The sequence below is a fragment of the Kitasatospora sp. NPDC051702 genome (assembly GCF_040681575.1).
Taxonomy (GTDB): Bacteria; Actinomycetota; Actinomycetes; order Streptomycetales; family Streptomycetaceae; genus Kitasatospora.
Genome location: NZ_JBFAZB010000006.1, coordinates 13,129 through 32,618 on the forward strand (window position 1 = coordinate 13,129; position 19,490 = coordinate 32,618).

22 protein-coding genes and 1 tRNA gene are annotated in these 19,490 nt (G+C 72.2%); 6 read left to right on the forward strand and 17 right to left on the reverse strand.

What is annotated here, in order from left to right; translation table 11 throughout:
- Nucleotides 1–89 precede the first annotated feature (89 nt).
- The 5 genes from AB0N04_RS07555 to AB0N04_RS07575 form a co-directional block, all read right to left on the reverse strand.
- The gene (locus AB0N04_RS07555; protein ID WP_360205519.1) at nt 90–923 is read right to left on the reverse strand and encodes an MBL fold metallo-hydrolase; all 834 of its coding nucleotides are present in this window, start codon (nt 921–923) and stop codon (nt 90–92) included.
- Complete coding sequence (locus AB0N04_RS07560; RefSeq protein WP_360205521.1) at nt 920–1,093, reverse strand: hypothetical protein; 174 nt, start codon at nt 1,091–1,093, stop codon at nt 920–922. Before AB0N04_RS07560 ends, AB0N04_RS07555 begins: the two co-directional genes overlap by 4 nt.
- A 146-nt stretch (nt 1,094–1,239) precedes the next feature.
- On the reverse strand, nt 1,240–2,106 hold the full coding sequence (locus AB0N04_RS07565) for an NUDIX hydrolase (protein ID WP_360205524.1): 867 nt from the start codon (nt 2,104–2,106) through the stop codon (nt 1,240–1,242).
- Between the two features lie 63 nt (nt 2,107–2,169).
- Entirely contained in the window at nt 2,170–2,637 is a 468-nt protein-coding gene (locus AB0N04_RS07570; protein ID WP_360205526.1) for a RidA family protein, read from the reverse strand.
- Nucleotides 2,634–2,792, reverse strand: coding sequence for a hypothetical protein (locus AB0N04_RS07575; protein WP_360205529.1), 159 nt, complete (start codon nt 2,790–2,792; stop codon nt 2,634–2,636). Before AB0N04_RS07575 ends, AB0N04_RS07570 begins: the two co-directional genes overlap by 4 nt.
- A 240-nt stretch (nt 2,793–3,032) precedes the next feature.
- Between AB0N04_RS07575 and AB0N04_RS07580 the strand changes: the two genes are divergently transcribed.
- Entirely contained in the window at nt 3,033–4,103 is a 1,071-nt protein-coding gene (locus AB0N04_RS07580) for an ArsA-related P-loop ATPase (protein ID WP_360205532.1), read from the forward strand.
- Nucleotides 4,104–4,222: 119 nt separating this feature from the next.
- On the forward strand, nt 4,223–5,350 hold the full coding sequence (locus AB0N04_RS07585; RefSeq protein ID WP_360205973.1) for an ArsA family ATPase: 1,128 nt from the start codon (nt 4,223–4,225) through the stop codon (nt 5,348–5,350).
- 45 nt (nt 5,351–5,395) lie between these two features.
- On the opposite strand, the gene AB0N04_RS07590 is transcribed toward AB0N04_RS07585, so the two are convergent.
- Complete coding sequence (locus AB0N04_RS07590; RefSeq protein WP_030240986.1) at nt 5,396–5,719, reverse strand: WhiB family transcriptional regulator; 324 nt, start codon at nt 5,717–5,719, stop codon at nt 5,396–5,398.
- Nucleotides 5,720–6,143: 424 nt separating this feature from the next.
- Between AB0N04_RS07590 and AB0N04_RS07595 the strand changes: the two genes are divergently transcribed.
- Nucleotides 6,144–8,522, forward strand: a complete 2,379-nt coding sequence (locus AB0N04_RS07595; protein WP_360205534.1) for a transglycosylase domain-containing protein — start codon at nt 6,144–6,146, stop codon at nt 8,520–8,522.
- 148 nt (nt 8,523–8,670) lie between these two features.
- On the opposite strand, the gene AB0N04_RS07600 is transcribed toward AB0N04_RS07595, so the two are convergent.
- The gene (locus tag AB0N04_RS07600) at nt 8,671–9,126 is read right to left on the reverse strand and encodes a GatB/YqeY domain-containing protein (RefSeq protein WP_360205537.1); all 456 of its coding nucleotides are present in this window, start codon (nt 9,124–9,126) and stop codon (nt 8,671–8,673) included.
- A gap of 122 nt (nt 9,127–9,248) precedes the next feature.
- Here AB0N04_RS07600 and AB0N04_RS07605 point away from each other — a divergent pair, with 122 nt between their 5' ends.
- The 3 genes from AB0N04_RS07605 (at nt 9,249) to AB0N04_RS07615 (ending at nt 11,061) form a co-directional block, all read left to right on the forward strand.
- The gene (locus AB0N04_RS07605; protein WP_360205540.1) at nt 9,249–9,860 is read left to right on the forward strand and encodes an ABATE domain-containing protein; all 612 of its coding nucleotides are present in this window, start codon (nt 9,249–9,251) and stop codon (nt 9,858–9,860) included.
- Between the two features lie 82 nt (nt 9,861–9,942).
- Entirely contained in the window at nt 9,943–10,887 is a 945-nt protein-coding gene (locus AB0N04_RS07610) for a metallophosphoesterase (protein WP_360205543.1), read from the forward strand.
- Nucleotides 10,888–10,987: 100 nt separating this feature from the next.
- Nucleotides 10,988–11,061: transfer RNA gene (locus tag AB0N04_RS07615), tRNA-Pro, on the forward strand.
- 77 nt (nt 11,062–11,138) lie between these two features.
- Here the strand turns inward: AB0N04_RS07615 and AB0N04_RS07620 are convergent.
- The 10 genes from AB0N04_RS07620 to AB0N04_RS07665 form a co-directional block, all read right to left on the reverse strand.
- Nucleotides 11,139–12,305: a site-specific integrase gene (locus AB0N04_RS07620; RefSeq protein WP_363363575.1), complete on the reverse strand. Its 1,167-nt coding sequence runs from the start codon at nt 12,303–12,305 to the stop codon at nt 11,139–11,141.
- Nucleotides 12,302–12,562 carry a helix-turn-helix domain-containing protein gene (locus AB0N04_RS07625; protein ID WP_363363578.1) on the reverse strand — a complete coding sequence of 87 codons (261 nt, stop codon included), beginning with the start codon at nt 12,560–12,562 and terminating at the stop codon, nt 12,302–12,304. Before AB0N04_RS07625 ends, AB0N04_RS07620 begins: the two co-directional genes overlap by 4 nt.
- Nucleotides 12,559–13,566: an AAA family ATPase gene (locus AB0N04_RS07630; protein WP_363363580.1), complete on the reverse strand. Its 1,008-nt coding sequence runs from the start codon at nt 13,564–13,566 to the stop codon at nt 12,559–12,561. Before AB0N04_RS07630 ends, AB0N04_RS07625 begins: the two co-directional genes overlap by 4 nt.
- On the reverse strand, nt 13,563–14,456 hold the full coding sequence (locus AB0N04_RS07635) for a bifunctional DNA primase/polymerase (RefSeq protein ID WP_363363583.1): 894 nt from the start codon (nt 14,454–14,456) through the stop codon (nt 13,563–13,565). Before AB0N04_RS07635 ends, AB0N04_RS07630 begins: the two co-directional genes overlap by 4 nt.
- A 153-nt stretch (nt 14,457–14,609) precedes the next feature.
- Entirely contained in the window at nt 14,610–14,792 is a 183-nt protein-coding gene (locus AB0N04_RS07640) for a hypothetical protein (RefSeq protein ID WP_363363586.1), read from the reverse strand.
- A gap of 24 nt (nt 14,793–14,816) precedes the next feature.
- A complete protein-coding gene (locus tag AB0N04_RS07645; protein WP_363363589.1) occupies nt 14,817–15,068 on the reverse strand; it encodes a hypothetical protein in 252 nt (83 codons plus the stop codon).
- Between the two features lie 136 nt (nt 15,069–15,204).
- A complete protein-coding gene (locus AB0N04_RS07650; protein WP_363363591.1) occupies nt 15,205–17,418 on the reverse strand; it encodes a cell division protein FtsK in 2,214 nt (737 codons plus the stop codon).
- A gap of 88 nt (nt 17,419–17,506) precedes the next feature.
- Nucleotides 17,507–17,827 carry a hypothetical protein gene (locus AB0N04_RS07655; protein WP_363363594.1) on the reverse strand — a complete coding sequence of 107 codons (321 nt, stop codon included), beginning with the start codon at nt 17,825–17,827 and terminating at the stop codon, nt 17,507–17,509.
- A 32-nt stretch (nt 17,828–17,859) separates the two neighbouring features.
- Nucleotides 17,860–19,149, reverse strand: a complete 1,290-nt coding sequence (locus AB0N04_RS07660; protein WP_363363597.1) for a hypothetical protein — start codon at nt 19,147–19,149, stop codon at nt 17,860–17,862.
- A complete protein-coding gene (locus AB0N04_RS07665; protein ID WP_363363599.1) occupies nt 19,146–19,442 on the reverse strand; it encodes a hypothetical protein in 297 nt (98 codons plus the stop codon). Before AB0N04_RS07665 ends, AB0N04_RS07660 begins: the two co-directional genes overlap by 4 nt.
- Nucleotides 19,443–19,490: the final 48 nt, after the last annotated feature.

Here is a 19,490-nt window from a genome sequence, read left to right on the forward strand (position 1 = left end):
CGTTCGCGGGCGCGCCCCGGCGCGGACGGGCGGGCGCCGGAGGAGCCGGCGCGGCCTCGGCCCTGGTCGCGGATCAGCCCCGGTCGGGATCAGCCCTGGTCGGGGATCAGCCCGTGGTCCGCGAGGTACTCCAGCTGCGCCCGCACGGACAGCTCCGCGGCCGGCCAGAGCGCCCGGTCCACGTCGGCGTAGACCCGGGCCACCACCTCGGGCGCCGTCCGGCAGCCCGCCTCGACCGCGGTCTCCACCTGGGCGAGCCGGGTGGCCCGGTGCGCCAGGTAGTAGTCGACCGCGCCGAGGGCGTCGGCGAGCACCGGCCCGTGGCCGGGCAGCACCGTCCGCACGCCGTGCTCGGAGGCCATCGTGTGCAGGTGGCGCAGCGAGTCCAGGTAGTCGCCGAGCCGGCCGTCCGGGTGGGCGACCATCGTGGTGCCGCGTCCGAGCACGGTGTCACCGGTGAGGACGGCGCCGTCGGCGGGCAGGTGGAAGGTCAGCGAGTCCGAGGTGTGACCGGGAGTGGCGACCACCCGCAGGTCGAGGCCGCCGACGTCGAGGCGCTGGCCGTCGACCAGTCCCTCCGAGCCCAGCCGGTGGGCCGGGTCCAGGGCGCGCACCTCGGTGCCGGTGAGTTCGGCGAAGCGGGCCGCGCCCTCGGAGTGGTCGGCGTGGCCGTGGGTGAGCAGGGTGAGCGCGACGCGCTTGCCCAGCCGTTCCGCGTGGTCGATCACCCGGCGCAGGTGGCCCTCGTGCAGCGGGCCCGGGTCGATCACCACCGCGAGGTCCGAGCCGGGCTCGGAGAGCAGCCAGGTGTTGGTGCCGTCCAGCGTCATCGGCGACGGGTTCGGCGCCAGTACGCACAGCGCCCGGGGGGTGGCCTCGCCGCCGATGGCGGCGGCGGGGTCACCCGGCAGGAGTCCGCTCACCGGCCGCCCCCGCCGTCGCGGTACAGGGCCCTCAGCGGCAGCATCCGGACGATGGCGCGCTGGGCCAGGTCGGTGAACGGGACCGGGCCGTCACAGGCCGTGGTGCGGGGGGTCAGGCGGCGGGCGGGCATCTCGGGTGCCGTCCGGCGAGCCACGTCGTTGTGGGTCATCGGGCGTCGGTCCTCTCTCTGCGACGGTGTGTCGGGTGGTGCGGTGTCCGGCCGGCGGGCGGTGCGACGCCGGGTCCGGTGCTCGGTGGGGTGCCGCCGGGGTGACCGGGGTGCCGGTGGGGTGACCGGTCCGGCGCCCGGTGCGGTCAGGCGTCCTCGGGGAAGTCCCCGTCGATGGTCAGTTCGTCGTACCCGGGCCAGCGGACCGTCATCCGGTCGCCCCGGACCTCGGCCCGGCCCAGCACCGGCTCCAGCGAGCGCCCGGCGGCCGCGGTCAGCGCCTCGGCGGCCGAGCGCACCGGCGACAGCTCGCGCAGCACCGTCACGGTCGGCGGCAGCATGCCGAACCGGCCCTCCCGATGGCCGCGGACCGCCTCGGCCGGCGTCAGCCAGGCCACCCGGTCCGCCTCGCCGACCTCCAGGGCGGCGCGCTGGCCGGCCGGCAGCACGGCCACGAAGAACCAGGTGTCGTAGCGGCGCTCCTCGAACTCCGGAGTGACCCAGCGGGCCCAGCCGGCCAGCAGGTCGCTGCGCAGGACCAGGCCGTGGTCGCGGAGGAACTCGGCGAAGGACAGCTCGTGCGCCTCCAGCGCGGCCCGCTCGGCGGACCAGTCGCGCGGCGCGGCGACGCTGTCGGCGTCCGGCCCGGCCAGCAGCACGCCGGCCTCCTCGAAGGTCTCGCGGACGGCCGCGCAGACCACCGCCCGCGCCGTCCGGGCGTCCACCCCGAGCCGCCGGGCCCACTCCTCGGGGGAGGGGCCGGCCCAGCCGGTCTCCACCTCGGCGTCGCGCGGGTCCACCCCGCCGCCCGGGTAGGCGTACATGCCGGCTGCGAAGGCCATCGAGGTGCGCCGGCGCAGCAGGTAGGCCTCCGGGCCGTCGGGGGCGTCGCGCAGCAGCACGACGGTCGCGGCGGGCCGGGGCACCGGCGGGGTCAGCACGCCGGAGTCGACCGCCCGGATCCGGGCAGGCCAACCGGGCGGCATCGGGAGCGTCGTCGCTCGATGGTCCATGCCCGGATGCTAAGCGCACGAAGGCGGGGTTGGACAGGCCCAACCCCGCCTTTCGTGATCACCTCAGGCGGTCTTGACGCGCACCTGGAGCTCGACCTCGACCGGGGCGTCCAGCGGCAGCACCGCGACGCCGACCGCGCTGCGGGCGTGCACCCCGGCCTCGCCCAGCACCTTGCCGAGGAGCTCGCTGGCGCCGTTGATCACGCCGGGCTGGCCGGTGAAGTCGGGGGCGGAGGCGACGAAGCCGACCACCTTCACGACCCGCTCGATCTGGTCCAGGTCGCCGATCACCGACTTGATCGCGGCCAGCGCGTTCAGCGCACAGGTCTGCGCGAGCTCCTTGGCCTCCTCCGGGGACACCTCGGCACCGACCTTGCCGGTGCTCGGCAGCTTGCCTCCGACGACCGGCAGCTGGCCGGAGGTGAACACGAACTCGCCCGAGCGCAGGGCCGGGACGTACGCGGCGACCGGAGCCGCCACCGGCGGCAGGGTCAGGCCCAGGTCGGCGAGCTTCGCCTCGACCTTGCTCATGCGCTCTTCTCCCGCTTGAAGTAGGCCACCAGCTGCTCCGGGTTCGGGCCCGGCACGACCTGGACGAGCTCCCAGCCGTCCATGCCGAAGTTGTCCAGGATCTGCTTGGTGGCGTGCACCAGCAGGGGCGCCGTCATGTATTCCCACTTGGTCATGGCCAGACTCTAGACGAGCGGCCGCGGCGATCGGCGCCGTCGGCGGACCGGCGTGTGAGGTGGCCCACAAAGGGGGCATGATTCAGGCCCGGCCCCCCTGGTGCTCCGGGCATCCGGCGCGGTCCCTGGTTACCCTCGCGAGAGGGCACCCTGGTCACGGGGCGCCCCGCGAGAGGGCACCGCAGGACGGGCCGGCCGACGGAGCGGCCTCCGGCCCACGGAGACGGACGGAGAAGGAGCGTGGCACGCACCCCCGGCCAGGCGGCCCGGCGCGACCCCGACTGGGAGGGCGTCCGGCTGCACGTGGTCAGCGGCAAGGGCGGCACCGGGAAGACCACGCTGGCCGCGGCGCTGGCACTGGCGCTCGCCGCCGACGGCGGGCGGGTGCTCCTGATCGAGGTCGAGGGGCGGCAGGGCGTCGCCGAGCTGTTCGGGATCGCCGCACTCCCGTACGAGGAGCGCCGGATCGCCTCGGTCTCCCGGACCCAGCTGGGCCTGCCGGCCGGTGGCGGGGCGGGCGAGGTGTTCGCGCTGGCCATCGACACCGAGCTGGCGCTGCTGGAGTACCTGGAGATGTTCTACAAGCTCGGCCGGGCCGGAAAGGCGCTGCAGAAGGTCGGCTTCGTCGACTTCGCCACCACCATCGCGCCCGGCGTGCGGGACGTCCTGCTCACCGGGAAGGCCTGCGAGGCGGCCCGGCGCAAGGGCCCCGACGGCCGCCGACGGTACGACGCCGTCGTGATGGACGCGCCGCCGACCGGGCGGCTCACCCGCTTCCTGAACGTCAACGCCGAGGTCGCCGGGCTGGCCCGGATCGGCCCGATACACACCCAGGCGCAGGCCGTGATGCGGGTGCTGAAGTCGCCGGAGACGGCGGTGCACCTGGTCACCCTGTTGGAGGAGATGCCGGTGCAGGAGACGGTCGACGGCTTCGCCGAGCTGCGCGAGGCCGGGCTCCCGGTGGGCGGGGTGCTGGTCAACATGGTCCGGCCGCCGGTGCTGGACGCCGCCGCCGTGGCCGCGGTCGACGGGGACCACCGCGAGGAGGTCGCCCTGGCGCTCGGCGAGGCCGGGCTAGGAGGGCGCTCGCGCCGCCCGGAGACCGTCCGGGCCGCCGTGGAGCCGCTGCTGGACCCGCTGCTGGAACAGGCCCGGGAGCACGCCGAACGCGTCGAGCTGGAGCGCGAACAGCGCGCCGACCTGCAGCAGCTACGGCTGCCCACGTACGAACTGCCGCTGCTGGGCGAGGGCGTGGACCTCGGGGGGCTGTACCGGCTGGCGGCCGAACTGAAGCGGCAGGGGGCGGCGTGACGAACGGCGGAACGACCGGCAGCGGAACGCGCGGCGGCGGGGCGACCGGCGGTGCGGCGACGAACGGCGGAGCGGCCGGCGGAGGCGGCGGCGTCCGGGCCACCGGCAGCCGGCTCGCCGTGGACGCCCTGATCGACGACCCGGGGACGAGGATCATCGTCTGCTGCGGTTCCGGCGGCGTCGGCAAGACCACCACCGCCGCGGCGATCGGACTGCGCGCCGCCGAGCGCGGCCGCAAGGTCGTGGTGCTCACCATCGACCCGGCCCGGCGCCTCGCCCAGTCCATGGGCCTGACCGAACTGGACAACACCCCGCGGGTGGTCAAGGGCGTCGCCGGGGACGGCGAGCTGCAGGCCATGATGCTCGACATGAAGCGGACCTTCGACGAGGTCGTGCTCGCCCACGCCGAGCCGGAGCGGGCCAGGGCGATCATGGAGAACCCGTTCTACCAGTCCCTGTCGGCCGGCTTCGCGGGCACGCAGGAGTACATGGCGATGGAGAAGCTCGGGCAGCTGCGCGACGCCGAGGAGTGGGACCTGATCGTCGTCGACACCCCGCCGTCCCGCTCGGCGCTGGACTTCCTGGACGCGCCCAACCGGCTCGGGTCCTTCCTCGACGGCCGGGTGATCCGCATCCTGACCGCCCCGGCCAAGGTCGGCGGCCGCAGCGCGATGAGGTTCCTCAACGCCGGCATGGGCCTGCTCACGGGCACCCTGGGGAAGATCTTCGGCGCCCAGCTGCTGACGGACGTCCAGACCTTCGTCAGCGCGATGGACTCGATGTTCGGCGGCTTCCGCGAGCGCGCCGACCGCACGTACCAGCTGCTCAAGGCGCCGGGCACGGCGTTCCTGGTGGTGGCCGCGCCGGAGCGGGACGCGCTGCGCGAGGCGGCGTACTTCGTGGACCGGCTCGCCGCCGACCGGATGCCGCTGGCCGGGCTGGTGCTCAACCGGGTGCACGGTTCCGGCGCGCCGCAGCTCACCGCGGAGCGGGCGCTGGCGGCCGCCGAGGCACTGGAGGAGAACGGCTCGGAGCACTCCTCGCCCGAGGCCGAACAGCTCGCGGCGGGACTGCTGCGGCTGCACGCCGAGCGGATGCAGATCATGGGGCGGGAACGGCGCACCAGGGACCGCTTCGTCTCGGTCTACCCGGACGTGCCGATCGTGGAGGTCGCCGCGCTGCCGGGCGACGTGCACGACCTGGACGGCCTGCGGGCGATCGGGGACCGGCTCAGCGGCGCCGCGTAGGCGCCGGTCCGGCCGGCCCGGCCGGGCACCGCCCCGGTCGGGCGGTCAGCCCGCCTGGGCGTAGTCGGTCAGTATCACACCGGTGGCGAGGGACTCCTCGTACTCGGTGCGGGCCGTCTCCAGCAGCCTCCGCCACGAGATGACCGTCGGGCGGCGGCGCAGCAGTGCCCGGCGCTCGCGTTCCGTCATCCCGCCCCAGACTCCGAACTCGACCCGGTTGTCCAGCGCGTCCGCGAGGCACTCCGTGCGGACGGGGCAGCCGCTGCACACCGCCTTCGCGCGGTTCTGCGCGGCCCCCTGGACGAACAACTCGTCCGGATCACTCGTGCGGCAGGCGGCCTGCGCACTCCAGTCGTCAACCCAGCCCATCCCGGCGCCGTCCTCTCCCGTATTCGAGGCTCCCCCACGGCGGCAACGGCATATTCACCGTTGCCAGTTGAGGACGTTACGGAAGAACGACAGCTTGCAACAGCCCCTTCGGGCTCAATCTCGAATGACCCGATTGGACTATGGGTATCGGTCAGCTCACTCGTTGGAGTGATCGCAGGTCGCAAGCCTTGCCAAACACGCCGAGGCCACTCTCGCCACGCGCGTCGCTACGGAGCGCTACCGCCCACAGGTGCACAGCAGGCCACAGCTGCCTCAAAACCCACCCAAGAAAGGGCAATTCGGGCAAGTCTCCGCACTCACAAGAGTGAATGATGTTGACGCACCGAAGCTGTCGCAAGCTTGTGACAAGCCTAGGCGAACACCTGCCCCTATGTGCGGGATTCGGGGACGTAGGGTTCTCCTCATGGCACCGAAGCGCCCCCAGGCACCCCAGCCCCCAGGCAACCCCGGAGCTCCGCGCGGCAAGCGCAGCGGATCACCGCTGGACTTCGCGGGGCACGGAGTGAAGTTCCTGGGCGTCAGCGTGCTCTCCGGAGTCCTGCTGGCAGGCCTCGCCCTGCCCGCCGTCGGCGCCATCGGGCTGACCGCCAAGGACACGGCGGAGAGCTTCGAGAACATCCCCGACGACTTCAAGACCCCGCCGCTCACCCAGGCGACCCAGATCTTCGACGCCAAGGGCGGGCTGATCGCCAAGGTCTACGAGCGCGACCGCACCGTCATCACCGCCGACCAGATGTCGCCGTTCATGCGGCACGCCCAGGTCGACATCGAGGACGCCCGGTTCTACGAGCACGGCGCCGTCGACCTCAAGGGCGTGCTGCGCGCCATCAGCAAGAACGCCGAGAGCGGCACCGCCTCCCAGGGCGCCTCGACGCTGACCCAGCAGTACGTGAAGAACGTCAACGTCGAGAAGGCCGGCGACGACCAGGCCGCCGTCCTGGAGGCCCAGCGCAAGACCCTGGGCCGCAAGATCCAGGAGCTCAAGGTCGCGATCAAGCTGGAGGAGGACCTGACGAAGGACCAGATCCTCACCAACTACCTCAACATCACCTTCTACGGCCACCAGGCCTACGGGGTCGAGGCCGCCTCCCAGCGCTACTTCAGCAAGAGCAACAAGGACCTGACCGTCGCCGAGGCCGCCACCCTGGCCGGCATGGTGCAGAACCCGTCGTCCTTCGACCCGGTGCGCTACCCCGACAACACGGTCAAGCGCCGCAACGTCGTGATCGACAAGATGCTCGAGAACAAGCACATCACCGCGGACCAGGCCAAGGAGGCGAAGGCCGCCCCGCTGGGCCTGAAGTACAAGGACCCGCAGAACGGCTGCATCACCGCCCAGGCCGGCATGGGCTTCTTCTGCGACTACGTGCGCCACGTCGTCAAGCAGGACCCGGTGTTCGGCAAGAACGCCGCGGACCGCAAGAAGCTGTGGGACACCGGCGGCCTGAACATCTACACCACGCTGGACCCGGACAAGCAGGCCGCCGCCCAGGCCGCCGTGACCAACCCGAAGAAGGTCCTCGTGACCGACCCGGTGTCGGCCGCCGCGACCATGATGGAGCCCGGCACCGGCAAGATCCTGGCGATGGCCCAGACCCGCCCGTACGGCCTGGACCCGAACAAGAACCAGACCGTCGTCAACCTCAACGTCGACGCCTCGATGGGCGGCGGCAACGGCTTCCAGACCGGCTCGACCTTCAAGCCGATCCTCGCCGCGGCGGCCCTGGAGTCGGGCATGCAGCCCACCCAGCCGTTCCCGTCCGAGAACAAGATCGACTACCCGAACATGTCCACCTGCTCGGGCACCTGGAAGAACACCGACAAGCCCAAGGCCACGGTGAAGAACGAGTCGCCCAGCGAGGTCGGCCCGTACGAGCTGAAGGAGGCGATGGCCCGCTCGGTCAACACCTACTTCGTCCAGATGGAGCAGCAGGTCGGCCTCTGCGCGATGAAGCAGATGGCCAACAAGCTGGGCATCACCCAGTCCGCCAAGGGCGACCCCTTCCAGGAGGTCCCCTCGATGGTCCTCGGCACCCTGGAGCTCAGCCCGCTGACCATGGCGAACGTCTACGCGACCTTCGCCGCCCGCGGCAAGTACTGCACCCCGGTCGCGATCACCAAGATCTCCACGGTCGACGGCAAGGACGTCAAGGTCCCGCAGTCCAGCTGCAGCCAGGCCTTCTCCGAGAACACCGCGGACGCGCTCAACACCGTCCTGCTCAACGTGACGGAGAAGGGCACCGGCGCCTCCCTCGGCCTGGAGGACGGCCGCCAGATCGCCGGCAAGACCGGTACCACGGACGAGAAGAAGGCCGCCTGGTTCAGCGGCTACACCCCGTCCCTCGCCACCTCGGTCTGGCTCGGCGGCCCGGCCGGCGGCGTCAAGATGAAGAACATCAAGATCGGTGACACCTACTACGGCAGCGACGGCGTCTTCGGCGCCACCGGGCCGGGCCCGATCTGGAAGCTCGCCATGGACCAGGCCCTGCGCGGCACGCCCAAGGACCAGCTGCAGACCATCAACATCCCGGACCCGGCGCCCAAGCCGGACCCGAACGCCACGCCGACCGGCGGGGCCACCCCGCCGGCCGACCCGAACGCCCAGCCCGGCGGCAACCCGCCGCCGCCGGCCGGGAACCCCGGCGGGAACAACGGCGGCGGCCCCGGCGGCAACCCCGGCGGGGGCAACAACAACGCCGGCGGGATGATCGGCGGCGGGTTCACCTTCCCGCCGGGCGTCATCGGCGGCAACGGCGGCAAGCACGGCGGCAACAACGGCTGAGCGCCGACCGGGCGGCCGAACGGCCCGGCCCGGTGAAGGCGCCGCACGGTGAAGGGGCGCCCTCCGAGATCACTCTCGGAGGGCGCCCCTCGTGGTTTCCGGCGGCCGCCCGGGACGGCCCGGGCGGCACCGGGCGGCCCGGCGGGGATCAGCCCGTCAGCGCGGCCTTCACCGCGGCGGCCACCCGGCCGCCCTCGGCCAGGCCGTCCACCTTCGGCTTCACCAGCTTCATCACGGCGCCCATCGCCTGCGGACCGGTCGCGCCGCTCTCGGCCACGGCGGCCGCCACGATCGCCGTCAGCTCCTCGTCGGAGAGCTGCTTGGGCAGGTACCCCGCCAGCAGCTCGCCCTCCGCCCGCTCCCGGGCGGCCTGGTCGGCACGGCCGGCGGCGTCGAACGCCTCGGCGGCCTCCCGGCGCTTCTTCGTCTCACGGCCGATCACCTTGAGCACCTCGGCGTCGGACAGCTCGCGCTTCTCCTTGCCCGCCACCTCCTCGCTGGTGACGGCGGACAGCGTGAGCCGGATGGTGGACGAGCGCAGCTCGTCCCGGTCCCTGATGGCAGCCGTGAGGTCCTCCTGCAGCTGCGCCTTGAGCGTGGTCATGGCCCCGAGTCTCCCACCTGCGGAGTTCACCCGCTTGCCATTAACCGGGATCGCTGGTCGCGGGCGGGCCCGGGCACCGGATCCGGACCCGGCGCCCCGGCGTAACCGCCTAGCCTGGTTACATGACGGACGGAGACCGGACCACCCCCGCCGGACTGACCCTGACCACCGCCCGGGGCACCGCCTTCCGCTTCGACGCGGGCGCCCTCTGCCTCGAACTGCTCACCACCGGAGGCCCCGGCCCGTACGCCCGGCACGAGGCCCTGCACCAGCCGTCCGACCTCGCCCGGTGGCTGCCCCGCTCCCGGCTGCGGCTGCCCGCCGGGGCCGTCCGGATCGACCCCGACCAGCTCGCCGCCACCCGCACCCTGCGCGACGCGCTCTGGCGCCTCACCGCCGCCCGCGCCCACGCCCGCCCCGGCGCCGCCGACGACTACGCCGTCCTCAACCGGGCCGCCGCCCACCCGCCGCTCGCCCCCCAGATCGCCCCCGACGGCACCGCCGCCGCCCCGCTGCCCGCCGACGGGCACCAGCTCGCCGCCACCTTCGCCCGGGACGCCATCGCCCTGCTCACCGGCCCCCACGCGGACCGGATCCGCGCGTGCGCGGCCGCCGACTGCCGGCTGGTCTTCGTCGACACCTCGCGCCCCGGCCGGCGCCGCTGGTGCTCGATGGAACGCTGCGGCAACCGGCACAAGGTCCGGGCCCTGCGGGTCCGGCGCACCCGGGAATGACCCGCGCCCGACGGGCCGACCCGGGCCTCCCACCGGCCACCGGGCGTTCACCGGCTGATCCACCGTCTGAGAGCATGGGGCGATGCGACCGCTGTACTCCGTTCCCCTCGGCTTCGCCGCCGCCGGCGCCGCCTGCCTCGCCTACTCCGTCGGGTACGAGGTCCGTTCCTTCCGGCTCCGCCGGGTCGAGGTCCCCGTCCTGCCCCACGGCGCCCGGCCCATCCGGGTACTGCAGGTCTCCGACATCCACATGGTCACCGGACAGGGCAAGAAGCAGCGCTGGCTGAAGAGCCTCGCCGGGCTCCGCCCCGACCTCGTCGTCAACACCGGGGACAACCTCTCCGACCCGCTCGGCGTCCCCGCCACCCTCGACGCGCTCGGGCCGCTCATGGAGTTCCCCGGCGTCTACGTCTTCGGCTCCAACGACTACTACGGCCCGGCCCGCAAGAACCCCGCCCGCTACCTCCAGGCGATGCGCAGCGGCGACCACGGCCTGAACAACGCCGACGGCAGCGCCCGGCGCGGCATCACCGGCGCCGTCCACAACCCGTGGGAGAAGCTCCGCGACGGCTTCGACTCGGCCGGCTGGCTCGACCTCACCAACACCCGCGGCCGGCTCACCGTCGACGGCCTCGACCTCGAGTTCACCGGACTCGACGACCCGCACATCCGGCGCGACCGCTACAGCGAGGTCGCCGGCGGCCCCTCCGCCGACGCCGACCTCTCGCTCGCCGTCGTCCACGCGCCCTACCTGCGCGTGCTCGACGCCTTCACCGCCGACCGCTACCCGCTGATCCTCGCCGGGCACACCCACGGCGGCCAGCTCTGCATCCCCTTCTACGGCGCCCTCGTCACCAACTGCGACATCGACACCCGGCGGGTCAAGGGCCTCTCCACCCACCAGGCCGGCGGACGCCGCTCCTACCTGCACGTCTCGGCCGGCTGCGGCACCAACCGCTACACCCCCGTCCGCTTCGCCTGCCCCCCGGAGGCCACCCTCCTCACCCTCACCCCGGCCCCCCGCTGACCTGCGGCGGACGCCCGCCGAGAACCGGATTTCGTGTCTCGGCGAGCGTCCGGTAGAGTTCTACTCGTTGCGACGGAGACAGAGCAACGAAACGCAGGACCGGGGTGTGGCGCAGCTTGGTAGCGCGCTTCGTTCGGGACGAAGAGGCCGTGGGTTCAAATCCCGCCACCCCGACCCAGTAGTAGCAGGCAAGGGCCCTGCCGGAGAGATCCGGTAGGGCCCTTCCTCGTTCTGCGTGACTAACTGCGTGACTACCGCTCAGGATCCTGCTGGAACAGGTCATCCATGACGACTGCACCCGTCTGGATCACCGGCCGGATCTGCTTCCGGTAGACCTCCTCCGTCACGGCCGTGCTGGAGTGTCCGACGAGCCGCGAGATCTCCTCCAGCGGCACCCCGCGATCCGAGAGCAGCGAGACGAAGCTGTGACGGAGCTCACGGGGCGTCCACTCCTGAGCCGTCAGCCCCTCCGCCGTCTTGATGGCCGTCCGGAAGGCCCGGCGGACGTGCGACGGATCCAGCTCCTTTCCGACAGCCGAGTGAAAGACGAGGTTGCTCTCCTCCCACTTGTCGTCGGCCGCGAGCCGGTCCCAGCCCTGATCCACCCAGTGATCCCAGAGCGCTTCCACGCACCGGGCCGGGAGCGCGATGGTGCGCCGGGACTTCCGGGTCTTGGTGTCGCCACCGGCCCGCACAGAGCGCCACACGGCCATGTGCGGTGGCACCGGCGGATCGGCATTCGGCTGACCCTTCAGGAAGACGTGATCCCAGGTCAGTGGGCGGAGCTCTTCGGTGCGCGCCCCGGTGAGCAGCGAGACCACGATGTAGGCGTACATCGAGCTCTTCTCGGCTGCCTTGAGCACCGCCTCGGCCTGAGCGAACGTCAGCGCCTTCGACGGCCGGCCGGGCTGGCCGGTGGGGACCGAGCAGAGCTCCACGACGTTGCGCTTCACCTTGTCCCGGGCCATGGCGCGCTTGACGGCCCGGTTCAGGCAGGAGTGGATGGCCTGCAAGGTGCGGGTACTCAACGTCTTGGCCTTCCCGGCGAGCCATCGGTCCACGTCCTCGGCGCTGAGGTCGCGGAGCTTGCGCGCGCCGAGCGACGGGATCACGTGCGTCCCGCTGAGAATGGTCAAGGTCTTCAGGGTCTCCTCGTCCCGTCCCGCCAGGCCGTAGGCCAGCCAGTCGTTGACGGCGTTCTCCACGGTGTAGCCCGTCGGAGCGATGGCCAGCCCGTCTTCGTGGTCCCGCAGGATCTCCTTCAGCTTGTTCTTGGCCTCGGTCTTGGTCTTACCGCTACCGCGCTTGACGATGCGCTTCCCGCTCGGGTCGAAGCCGAGGTGAGCGGTAGCAATCCAGCGCTGCCGCTTCTCGTCCCAGTGGAGACCGCCGTCCCCCCTGCTGCGTCGGGTGGTCACTGCTTCCCCCTCGCTTCGCGCTCCAGCAGCGCGACGTATTCGGTGATGGCTGCGGCCGGGATCAGCCGGCTACGGCCCTCGTGGACGGTCCGGAGGCGGCCCTCGCGGATCAGCTCGTAGATGACGCTCCGGCTCATATGCAGGAGCTCCATAACGTCAGCCACCCGGTAGAGCACGGGCGCGGGAAGCTGCTCACGGCTCAGGTACCGCGGGCTGGCCGTGACGGCGGTGACACTGTGACGGCTGTGACTGGTCATCCCTGTCCCCCGTTCTCGTTCGGGACGGCGTAGCCGCCGGCCCGCCTCAAGAGCTGAGCGTCGTTGGCCATACGCGAGCAGGTCTGCCGGACGAGGGCCGGCTCCAGGCCGGTCCCCTCGGTGATCTGCTTCGGCCTGGCCCCCGGGTTGGCGCGCACGAAGCGCAGGATCGCGGCGCGGGTGTCCCCGATGGTGTGGTCGGCCGCGGTGCCTTCGAGGAGCTGCCAGGCACCCGCCTCCGGGTGGAAACGGAGCGCGTACTCGGTCTCGTCCACGTCGCGGCCGGTGACGTGAAGGACCCCGTCGGCCTGGCCCCGGGCGCGCTTGAGGACCAGGGTCGCGTCGGCGGCACCGGCCAGGCCGTTGGTGCCCGAGACCTCGGCGAGGAAGTCGTCCGAGCCGGCTTTGCGGACGTGGTGGACGAGCACGATCGCGATGCCGTAGTGGTCGGCGATCCGCTTGGCGTGCCCCACCGCCGCGTAATCCGCGTCGTAGGCGGAGGCACCGGGCATGGACAGTCCGCGCATCTTCGCGAAGACGTCGATGATGACCATCCGGGCGTCCGGGTGACGCTCGACCCACTGCGCGATGGCCTCGCTTCCGCCCTGCGGCAGCGCGGGGCACGAGGTGGCGAGCGTCAGCGTGGACGGCGCCGGAGCGGTACCGAGGATCTTGCGCATCCGGGTCTGCAGGCGGCGCGCGGTGTCCTCCAATGCCAGGTAGAGCACTGGGCCGGAGTCCACCTGTACGCGCTCAAGGGCCTGGCCCCCGGCGGCGACCGAGAGCGCCAGGCCGAGCGAGAGCCACGACTTGCCGACCTTGGGCGGCCCGGCGAGGAGGTTGACCCCTTCCGAGATGATGCCGGGAACCGCCCAACGCGGCTCGGGGAACTGCGCCGCCATCAGCTCGTCGGCGGTCCAAGCGGTACGGATGCGCTGCTGCGTGGGCTGCAACGGCAGGGGGTCCGGCGAGCCGACTCCCGGGATGTACGAGGACTCGCTCACGCAGCCCTCCTCGCCGCGACCGTACGCGGACGCTTGGCCCCGGCGCGGAAGCCCGAGGCGACGGTGGCACGGGCTTCCCGCTCGGCCAGACCCTTCGCCAGGGCAGTCGAGACGAGCCGCTCGGCGACCTCGGAGGCGGACAGCTCGCCACCGGCCACGAGCTGCCCCAGCGCAACGGAGGCGAGGTACAGGGCCCGGTTCCGCTGCCCCGGGCGGGCGCCGGTGACGCGCTCCAGCTCACGTCCCTCCGCAGCGTCCAGGTAGGCGCGGTGGCGGTCGCCGGCGGTCAGCTTGGTGGTGACGTGCACCTGCGGCGGCAGGGATGCCGGCACGAGGAGCTCGCGGATCCAGTCCGGCAGCGGCGCGGGTTCTTCGTCGCGGAGCACCAGGTAGCGGCTGCCGTCCACCGTGCTGCCGGCGCCGACCACGTAGCCGCCACAGGCCCGGGTGTCGACCTTCCATCCAAGGACCGAGGCGGTGTTCCGCAGTTCCACACCTGCGGGGGCCGCGAAGTAGAGGTGGAGCCCGCGGCGGGTTCGAACGGTGTGGGTCTCACCCGGGAACGGCTTCCCGGCTTGCTCGGCGAGGTGAGCAAGGGCGTCCCGGCCGTCAGCCACTCCGGCCGGTGTCCCGGCCGGCGGCCGGTCCTGGCTGTGCTTGGGCACGTCCAGGTCGATGACCACCAGCCGGGAAGGCCCCATGGCGACACCGACGTTGTAGCGGCCCGCGGTCCAGCACCGGGCGGCGCACCGACGGTCGGTCGTGGCGCGCGATTCCCAGGCCCTGACGGCCGGACGCTTCTCGCCGGGCACCAACGGGAAGACGTGCCAACCGCGTTCGATGGCCTTGAATGCGGCCCGCAGCAGCGGGCAGGGGGTGGTGTGGTGCATCCTTGGAGCACCTCCTTATTCCTGGATGGGATGGAGGCCGGGGCAGTGGGCTTCCTGATCCGTCGTCCGCTGCCCCGGGTATGGCTGACGCATCAACAACCGGCCTTGCTGCCGGCCAGTCGGGCGTCGGCTGTCACCGAGTCGGCTGGTGGCTCAGCGACCGGCTGTGGTGAGTGCGGTGAGCAGGGCGTGGACGGGGCTTGCCACCACGGTCGCGGCGGCGGTGAAGCCCGAGAGCCAGACCGCAGCGGCGGCGAGGGTGCTGACACGCTTGGCCCAGACAAGGACCACGGTGATGACGAAGAAGATCAGAGCGGTGGAGACAGTGACGGCCATGGCCGGACTCCCTTCGTGAGGACGTCAGCGGGCGCCGGCCCACAGCCGGCGCGCGAGGTTGTAGAGGTGGCGTCCGACCCGGATGCGCTTGCCGATGCCGTCGCAGCGGCGGCAGTGCTTTCCCCGGCAGGGCCGGCCGCGGCGGTCGTACTTGAGGTGAAAGCCGAAGCCGCGGCACTTGCGGCAGTCACCGAACGGGCTGGCCGCGCAGAGCAGCGTGTAACCCAGCGTGATGAAGAGCAGGACGGGGCTAGCGGTCAGCAGGGCGCTGGACATGCATCCTCCCTGGCGTTTACGGGCGCCCCGAGATACGGGGCGCTAGGCGATAGATCCCTGTTCAGGGCGGTTTGAGCGTGCTAGCGGGGGCGCTAGGTCTAGCGGATGCCAGTGCTAGACCTAGCGCCGACGACGGTCAGGCCGCATCGCGCTTCTGATCACGCTTCGTAGCAGCGGCGACGATGTGAGCGCGGGTGACGCCGCGCCGGTTGGCGCCCTTACCGTCCTCGGCGGTGCCCCAGACCTGGCCGGTGCTGATGCCGTGCGGTTTGAGCGCGGCGGTCAGCTGGTCGGGCGCCCACCCGGCGTAGACCTCCGAACGAAGCTCCGCGAGCCGGGCGACGACGGTCTCCGACCACACCTTCGCCTCGGCGGCCGGGACGACAGCGAGGATGTCCGCCAACAGGTCGTAGGACGGTCCGTCGGCCGGCGTGCTGTCCTTGCCTGCGGCGTATCCGGTGAGCAGGCCGGCCCGCTCGCGCACCGCTCGGGCGCGGGTGGCGATGGCTTCGGCCGTAGGGGCGTCGATGTTGACGGCCCGCACGATCCGGGCGTCCGCGCCTTCACCGACGAAGTAGGCGATGCCCTTGTCGGCCCACGCGAACGTGGTGGCCCGGATGCCGTTGCGGTAGGAGCTGGTGCCCAGGACCATGTCGTTCTCCAGCTGGCCCATGACCTTGAGGCACAGCCGGACGGAGGCGTTGGCACTGATGCCGGTCGGCAGCGACTTGGCGTCCGGGCGCTGCGTGGCGAGCAGGAGAACGATGCCGGTCGCCGGACCGCGCTTGACGAGGTCCGTGCAGATCTCCTCCAACTCACGTCCGTAGAGCTGGTGTTCAAACCACTTCTGGCACTCGTCCACGCCGATGACGATCGGGTGCAGCCCCAGCGACTTCTTGTCGGCCAGTTCGCTGGTGACCTTGGACTCGGGGCAGATGTCTCGCGGAAGGGAGCGGATCACCTTGGCGCGGCGGCGCAGTTCCTCGCGGATCGAGCGCATGTCCTCCAGGGCGTACTTGATGTCCTCGTCGTCCTCGCCGGCCCGGTGGCGGTGCGAGACCTTCTCCCCGACCGGGTCCAGGTCGCCGGTGCCTTTGAGGTCGTAGGTGTGCAGCTCGGCGCGCGGGTCCAGGGCCGCGATCAGCAGGAGCAGGCGTAGCAGGAAGGTCTTGCCCATGCGCGGGATGGCGCCGATGACGCCCGCGACGTACATCAGGGTGACGTCGACCCAGCGCCCGCGCTGGTCGGTGGCGAAGCCAACCGCCTTGAACAGGTCCACGGTCCCGGCCTTGAGCAGCGGCCACTCCGGCTGGCGCGTCTTGTTCATGTCCTGGTCGCCAACCCAGAGCGCCATCATGCCCGGGTGCTCGCCCGCCATCGGCTCCGGCCACACACAGCCCAGCGGACGGCGCAGACCGGAGGCCAGCTTGTCGCGCTTCTCCATCACCTCGCCGACCGTGACTCCGGGCGGGAGCTGGACGTCGGCGCGCCAACCAGGCCCGTCGCGGGTAATCGGAGCCGTGAACTCCACGCGGCCGCCCTTGGAGAGGTACTGGGTCATACCGCTGATTGCCAGCACGGACAGCGCCCGTTCCACCATCTCAGAGGTCAGTCGCTGCACCGTCGCCGCGATCACCGCGCGGGAGATCAGCGGTTGATCGGCCGGTGCCCCTGCTGCGCCGAGGCCGAGCACGACGGCGGCGACGAGTGCCAGTTGGATCCAACCGGGAGTGCCCAGCACCAGCAGCGGGACGAACGCAGCGGCGGTCAGGGCGTACAGGACGGTGAGCCAGCCGCGCGCGGCAACCCGCCGGTCGCGTTGACGGGTCAGCTTCAGGTACAGCTCGGCGTCCTCGGTGGCGACGGCGTACGCGCGGATCGGCTCGCCTTCGAGGTCGCGCGTCCACCGGCGGAACTCCTGCATCGCGCGGGACGCACCGCGGGGCGAGCGCACCGCGAGCTTGCCGGCGTAGGCTGGCAGACGGGCCGCGTGGAAGGCGATCGTGTGGGCGTAGTGGCCCACCGTCCAGCGAGCCGCTGCCTGAAACTCGGCCTTGCTCCGGAGCCAGGCCGGGACCACCGGTCGGCGCTTCTCCGACTGGACGCGCTCCAGCCACCCCGGACCGGCGGGCGCCGGCTTGTCGACCGGCGCGGCGGGTGCCTCCTCGTACACCGAGTCCGTCTCAGGGCTGCCCTGGTTGACGGCCGGGGCAGGTTCGGTGCCGTGCCGCTCACGCTGGGGCCCGCCCTGGCCAAGGCCGGCCGGGCTGCCGTCGCGGTCGGCGTTCAACTCGGCTTCGAGGCGCGCGAACAGCTCGCGCGCGTCGTCGCCCTCGTCGTCGTGGTTCACTGTGGATCCTTCCTCACGTCGGTGGCGAAGGGGACCCGGGACGCGCTGTGCTGCCAGGCGGGGCGTTTCCCGGGAGTTCGTCGGCGTCTCAGAGCGAGCGCGCCGTGTCGGCTTCGGCGACGGCGTCCGGGACGTTCTCCGGCTCGGCTCCGCCCGGCCTGTCCAGCTGCCACGGCTGTGCCCCGGCGGCGTAGTCCCGGGCCAGCTCCAGGAACGCGTGCGCCGCGCTGGCCAGCGCCTCCGCGAACGCGAGGTGCGCGGCGGGACCGTCAAACGCCGGGCTCGGGCCGAAGATGTCGATCTCGCTCGTCGCGGTCGCCAGCGTCAGAACGGGGCAGCCGTCGGCCTGTCGCTTCCCGGTGACCTTGATCTCGGGAGTGGCGTGCACGTACGCCACGATGAGGCTCATCGCACAGTCCATTCAGGTTGGGGATGACTCGGTCACTTGTCGGTCGCGCCGACGGGGGCGGGCTGCCGTTCCGTCCGAACGGTCCGGATCTGCTTGGCACCCCACTCGGGGGACATGCCGTGTGTCCGCCCGATCTCGGTCGGCGAGGGAACGCGGCCGTCGGCGAGCGTGCGCCGGATCGCTGCCCGTGCCGCACGGCGCTTCGCTTCCATCGCGGCGTCGTCCGGTGCGGCCGGTACGGAGGTTGTACGGGGTGTGCGTTTTGCGCCTGTACGGCCCCTGAGCTGGCTGTACGGGGTTGCACGCCCCGCTGGCGGCACTGCCGGTGCAGAGCTGTTGGCGTCGGCCCGCAGGAGTGCGGCGACCGGGCGGGCAGCGGCGAAGCCGGCTTCCACGGCGGCCCGCGCATCGGTCGTCCACAGCGCAGGCCGACCGACGGCAGGCTCGGCGAGCAGGTCCACGTCGGCTTGGTCCCCTGGACACAAGTACTTCGCCACCGCCGCTGACGCCTTGGCGTGCGCGCCGAGCAGGTCCGCGGTAACCCCCGGCTCGGCACCGTGCACCGCCCGCCAGGCCAGCGCCCACAACTCGTCCGACGCCAGCTCCGAAGGCAGCGCGCTGGCCAGCCACCTCGCGGTCTGCGCCACCTTGCGGTGATGGCGCCTCCGCTGGCGGTCGCGCCGTGCCTGGCGCGGGTCCCCGACATCCTCACGCTGCGAGTGCAAGTACATGTGCCAGGTGATCGGCGCGGCGAGCGAGCCGCACGCGGCCACGACCGCGAAGCCGATCCCCCACATCTGCGCGCCGTGGGTGAGATTGACGCCCCCGGCGCCCAGGGCCGCGACCCAGATGCCCGCGTGGTGTATCGCCGCGGACAGGCCGCGCGCGTCCCGCACCCGGCCTTGCAGTGCGAAGACCCATGTCAGGGACTCCAGTGCGCTCCCGCCGGCCAGCGCCATCGGCAGCGGCCAGCGCTGAGCGAGAAAGCTGATCTGCGCCGGCAGCGCCACCACCACGAACAGTGCGATCACCGCCAGAGTGGCCAGCAGCGCCGCACGGCCGGTCAGAGCTTCGCGGCGGTCCGCCCGCCTTCGTACCCGCTCGGAGCGCCGCCGCGCCCTGCGCCGCTCGCGCTCGGCCTCCGCGGCCGCCCGCAACTCGGCCAACGCCGCCTGGCGCTCCCGCTCGGCGGCCATGCGCGCGCTCAGTGCCACGGCATCGGCCTCGGCGCGGTCCCGCCCGGCCTGTGCCCGCGCGAGCTCCACGGCGACCGCGTCCAACTGCCGTGCGGCCCGCGAACTGTAGACGGTCGGCCGGCTCATGCGGCCGACCCCGGCCGGAACGACCGGCAGTCGGCGCAGCGTGCCACGAACGTGGCGGCTTCCAGTAGCTCCGCGACGTACGCAACCAGCTCAGGCGCGTCCTCGCGAAGATCCGCCAGGATGCCCTGGGCGGCGTCCACGCGAACAGCGCGCTCAGTGTCGGACTCGCCCGCCCAGCCGACGAACAACTCATGGAGAAACTCCGGAAGTTGCTCGTCTTCTGGCAGCCGACCGACCTGCTCTTCGAACTCCTCGGCCTCGCCGGACTGTCGATCGTGTAACGAAGTGCGCATGCTTCTCCTGCTCCTGGAAGGGATGGAGAGAGCCAGGACAGCGGGCTT

Coding starts and splice junctions, on each gene's coding strand:
- AB0N04_RS07560 (WP_360205521.1), bottom strand. CDS start 1,093: ATGACCCACAACGACGTGGCTCGCCGGACGGCACCCGAGATGCCCGCC.
- AB0N04_RS07565 (WP_360205524.1), bottom strand. CDS start 2,106: ATGGACCATCGAGCGACGACGCTCCCGATGCCGCCCGGTTGGCCTGCC.
- AB0N04_RS07570 (WP_360205526.1), bottom strand. CDS start 2,637: ATGAGCAAGGTCGAGGCGAAGCTCGCCGACCTGGGCCTGACCCTGCCG.
- AB0N04_RS07575 (WP_360205529.1), bottom strand. CDS start 2,792: ATGACCAAGTGGGAATACATGACGGCGCCCCTGCTGGTGCACGCCACC.
- AB0N04_RS07590 (WP_030240986.1), bottom strand. CDS start 5,719: ATGGGCTGGGTTGACGACTGGAGTGCGCAGGCCGCCTGCCGCACGAGT.
- AB0N04_RS07595 (WP_360205534.1), top strand. CDS start 6,144: ATGGCACCGAAGCGCCCCCAGGCACCCCAGCCCCCAGGCAACCCCGGA.
- AB0N04_RS07600 (WP_360205537.1), bottom strand. CDS start 9,126: ATGACCACGCTCAAGGCGCAGCTGCAGGAGGACCTCACGGCTGCCATC.
- AB0N04_RS07605 (WP_360205540.1), top strand. CDS start 9,249: ATGACGGACGGAGACCGGACCACCCCCGCCGGACTGACCCTGACCACC.
- AB0N04_RS07610 (WP_360205543.1), top strand. CDS start 9,943: ATGCGACCGCTGTACTCCGTTCCCCTCGGCTTCGCCGCCGCCGGCGCC.
- AB0N04_RS07625 (WP_363363578.1), bottom strand. CDS start 12,562: ATGACCAGTCACAGCCGTCACAGTGTCACCGCCGTCACGGCCAGCCCG.
- AB0N04_RS07635 (WP_363363583.1), bottom strand. CDS start 14,456: ATGCACCACACCACCCCCTGCCCGCTGCTGCGGGCCGCATTCAAGGCC.
- AB0N04_RS07640 (WP_363363586.1), bottom strand. CDS start 14,792: ATGGCCGTCACTGTCTCCACCGCTCTGATCTTCTTCGTCATCACCGTG.
- AB0N04_RS07645 (WP_363363589.1), bottom strand. CDS start 15,068: ATGTCCAGCGCCCTGCTGACCGCTAGCCCCGTCCTGCTCTTCATCACG.
- AB0N04_RS07655 (WP_363363594.1), bottom strand. CDS start 17,827: ATGAGCCTCATCGTGGCGTACGTGCACGCCACTCCCGAGATCAAGGTC.
- AB0N04_RS07660 (WP_363363597.1), bottom strand. CDS start 19,149: ATGAGCCGGCCGACCGTCTACAGTTCGCGGGCCGCACGGCAGTTGGAC.
- AB0N04_RS07665 (WP_363363599.1), bottom strand. CDS start 19,442: ATGCGCACTTCGTTACACGATCGACAGTCCGGCGAGGCCGAGGAGTTC.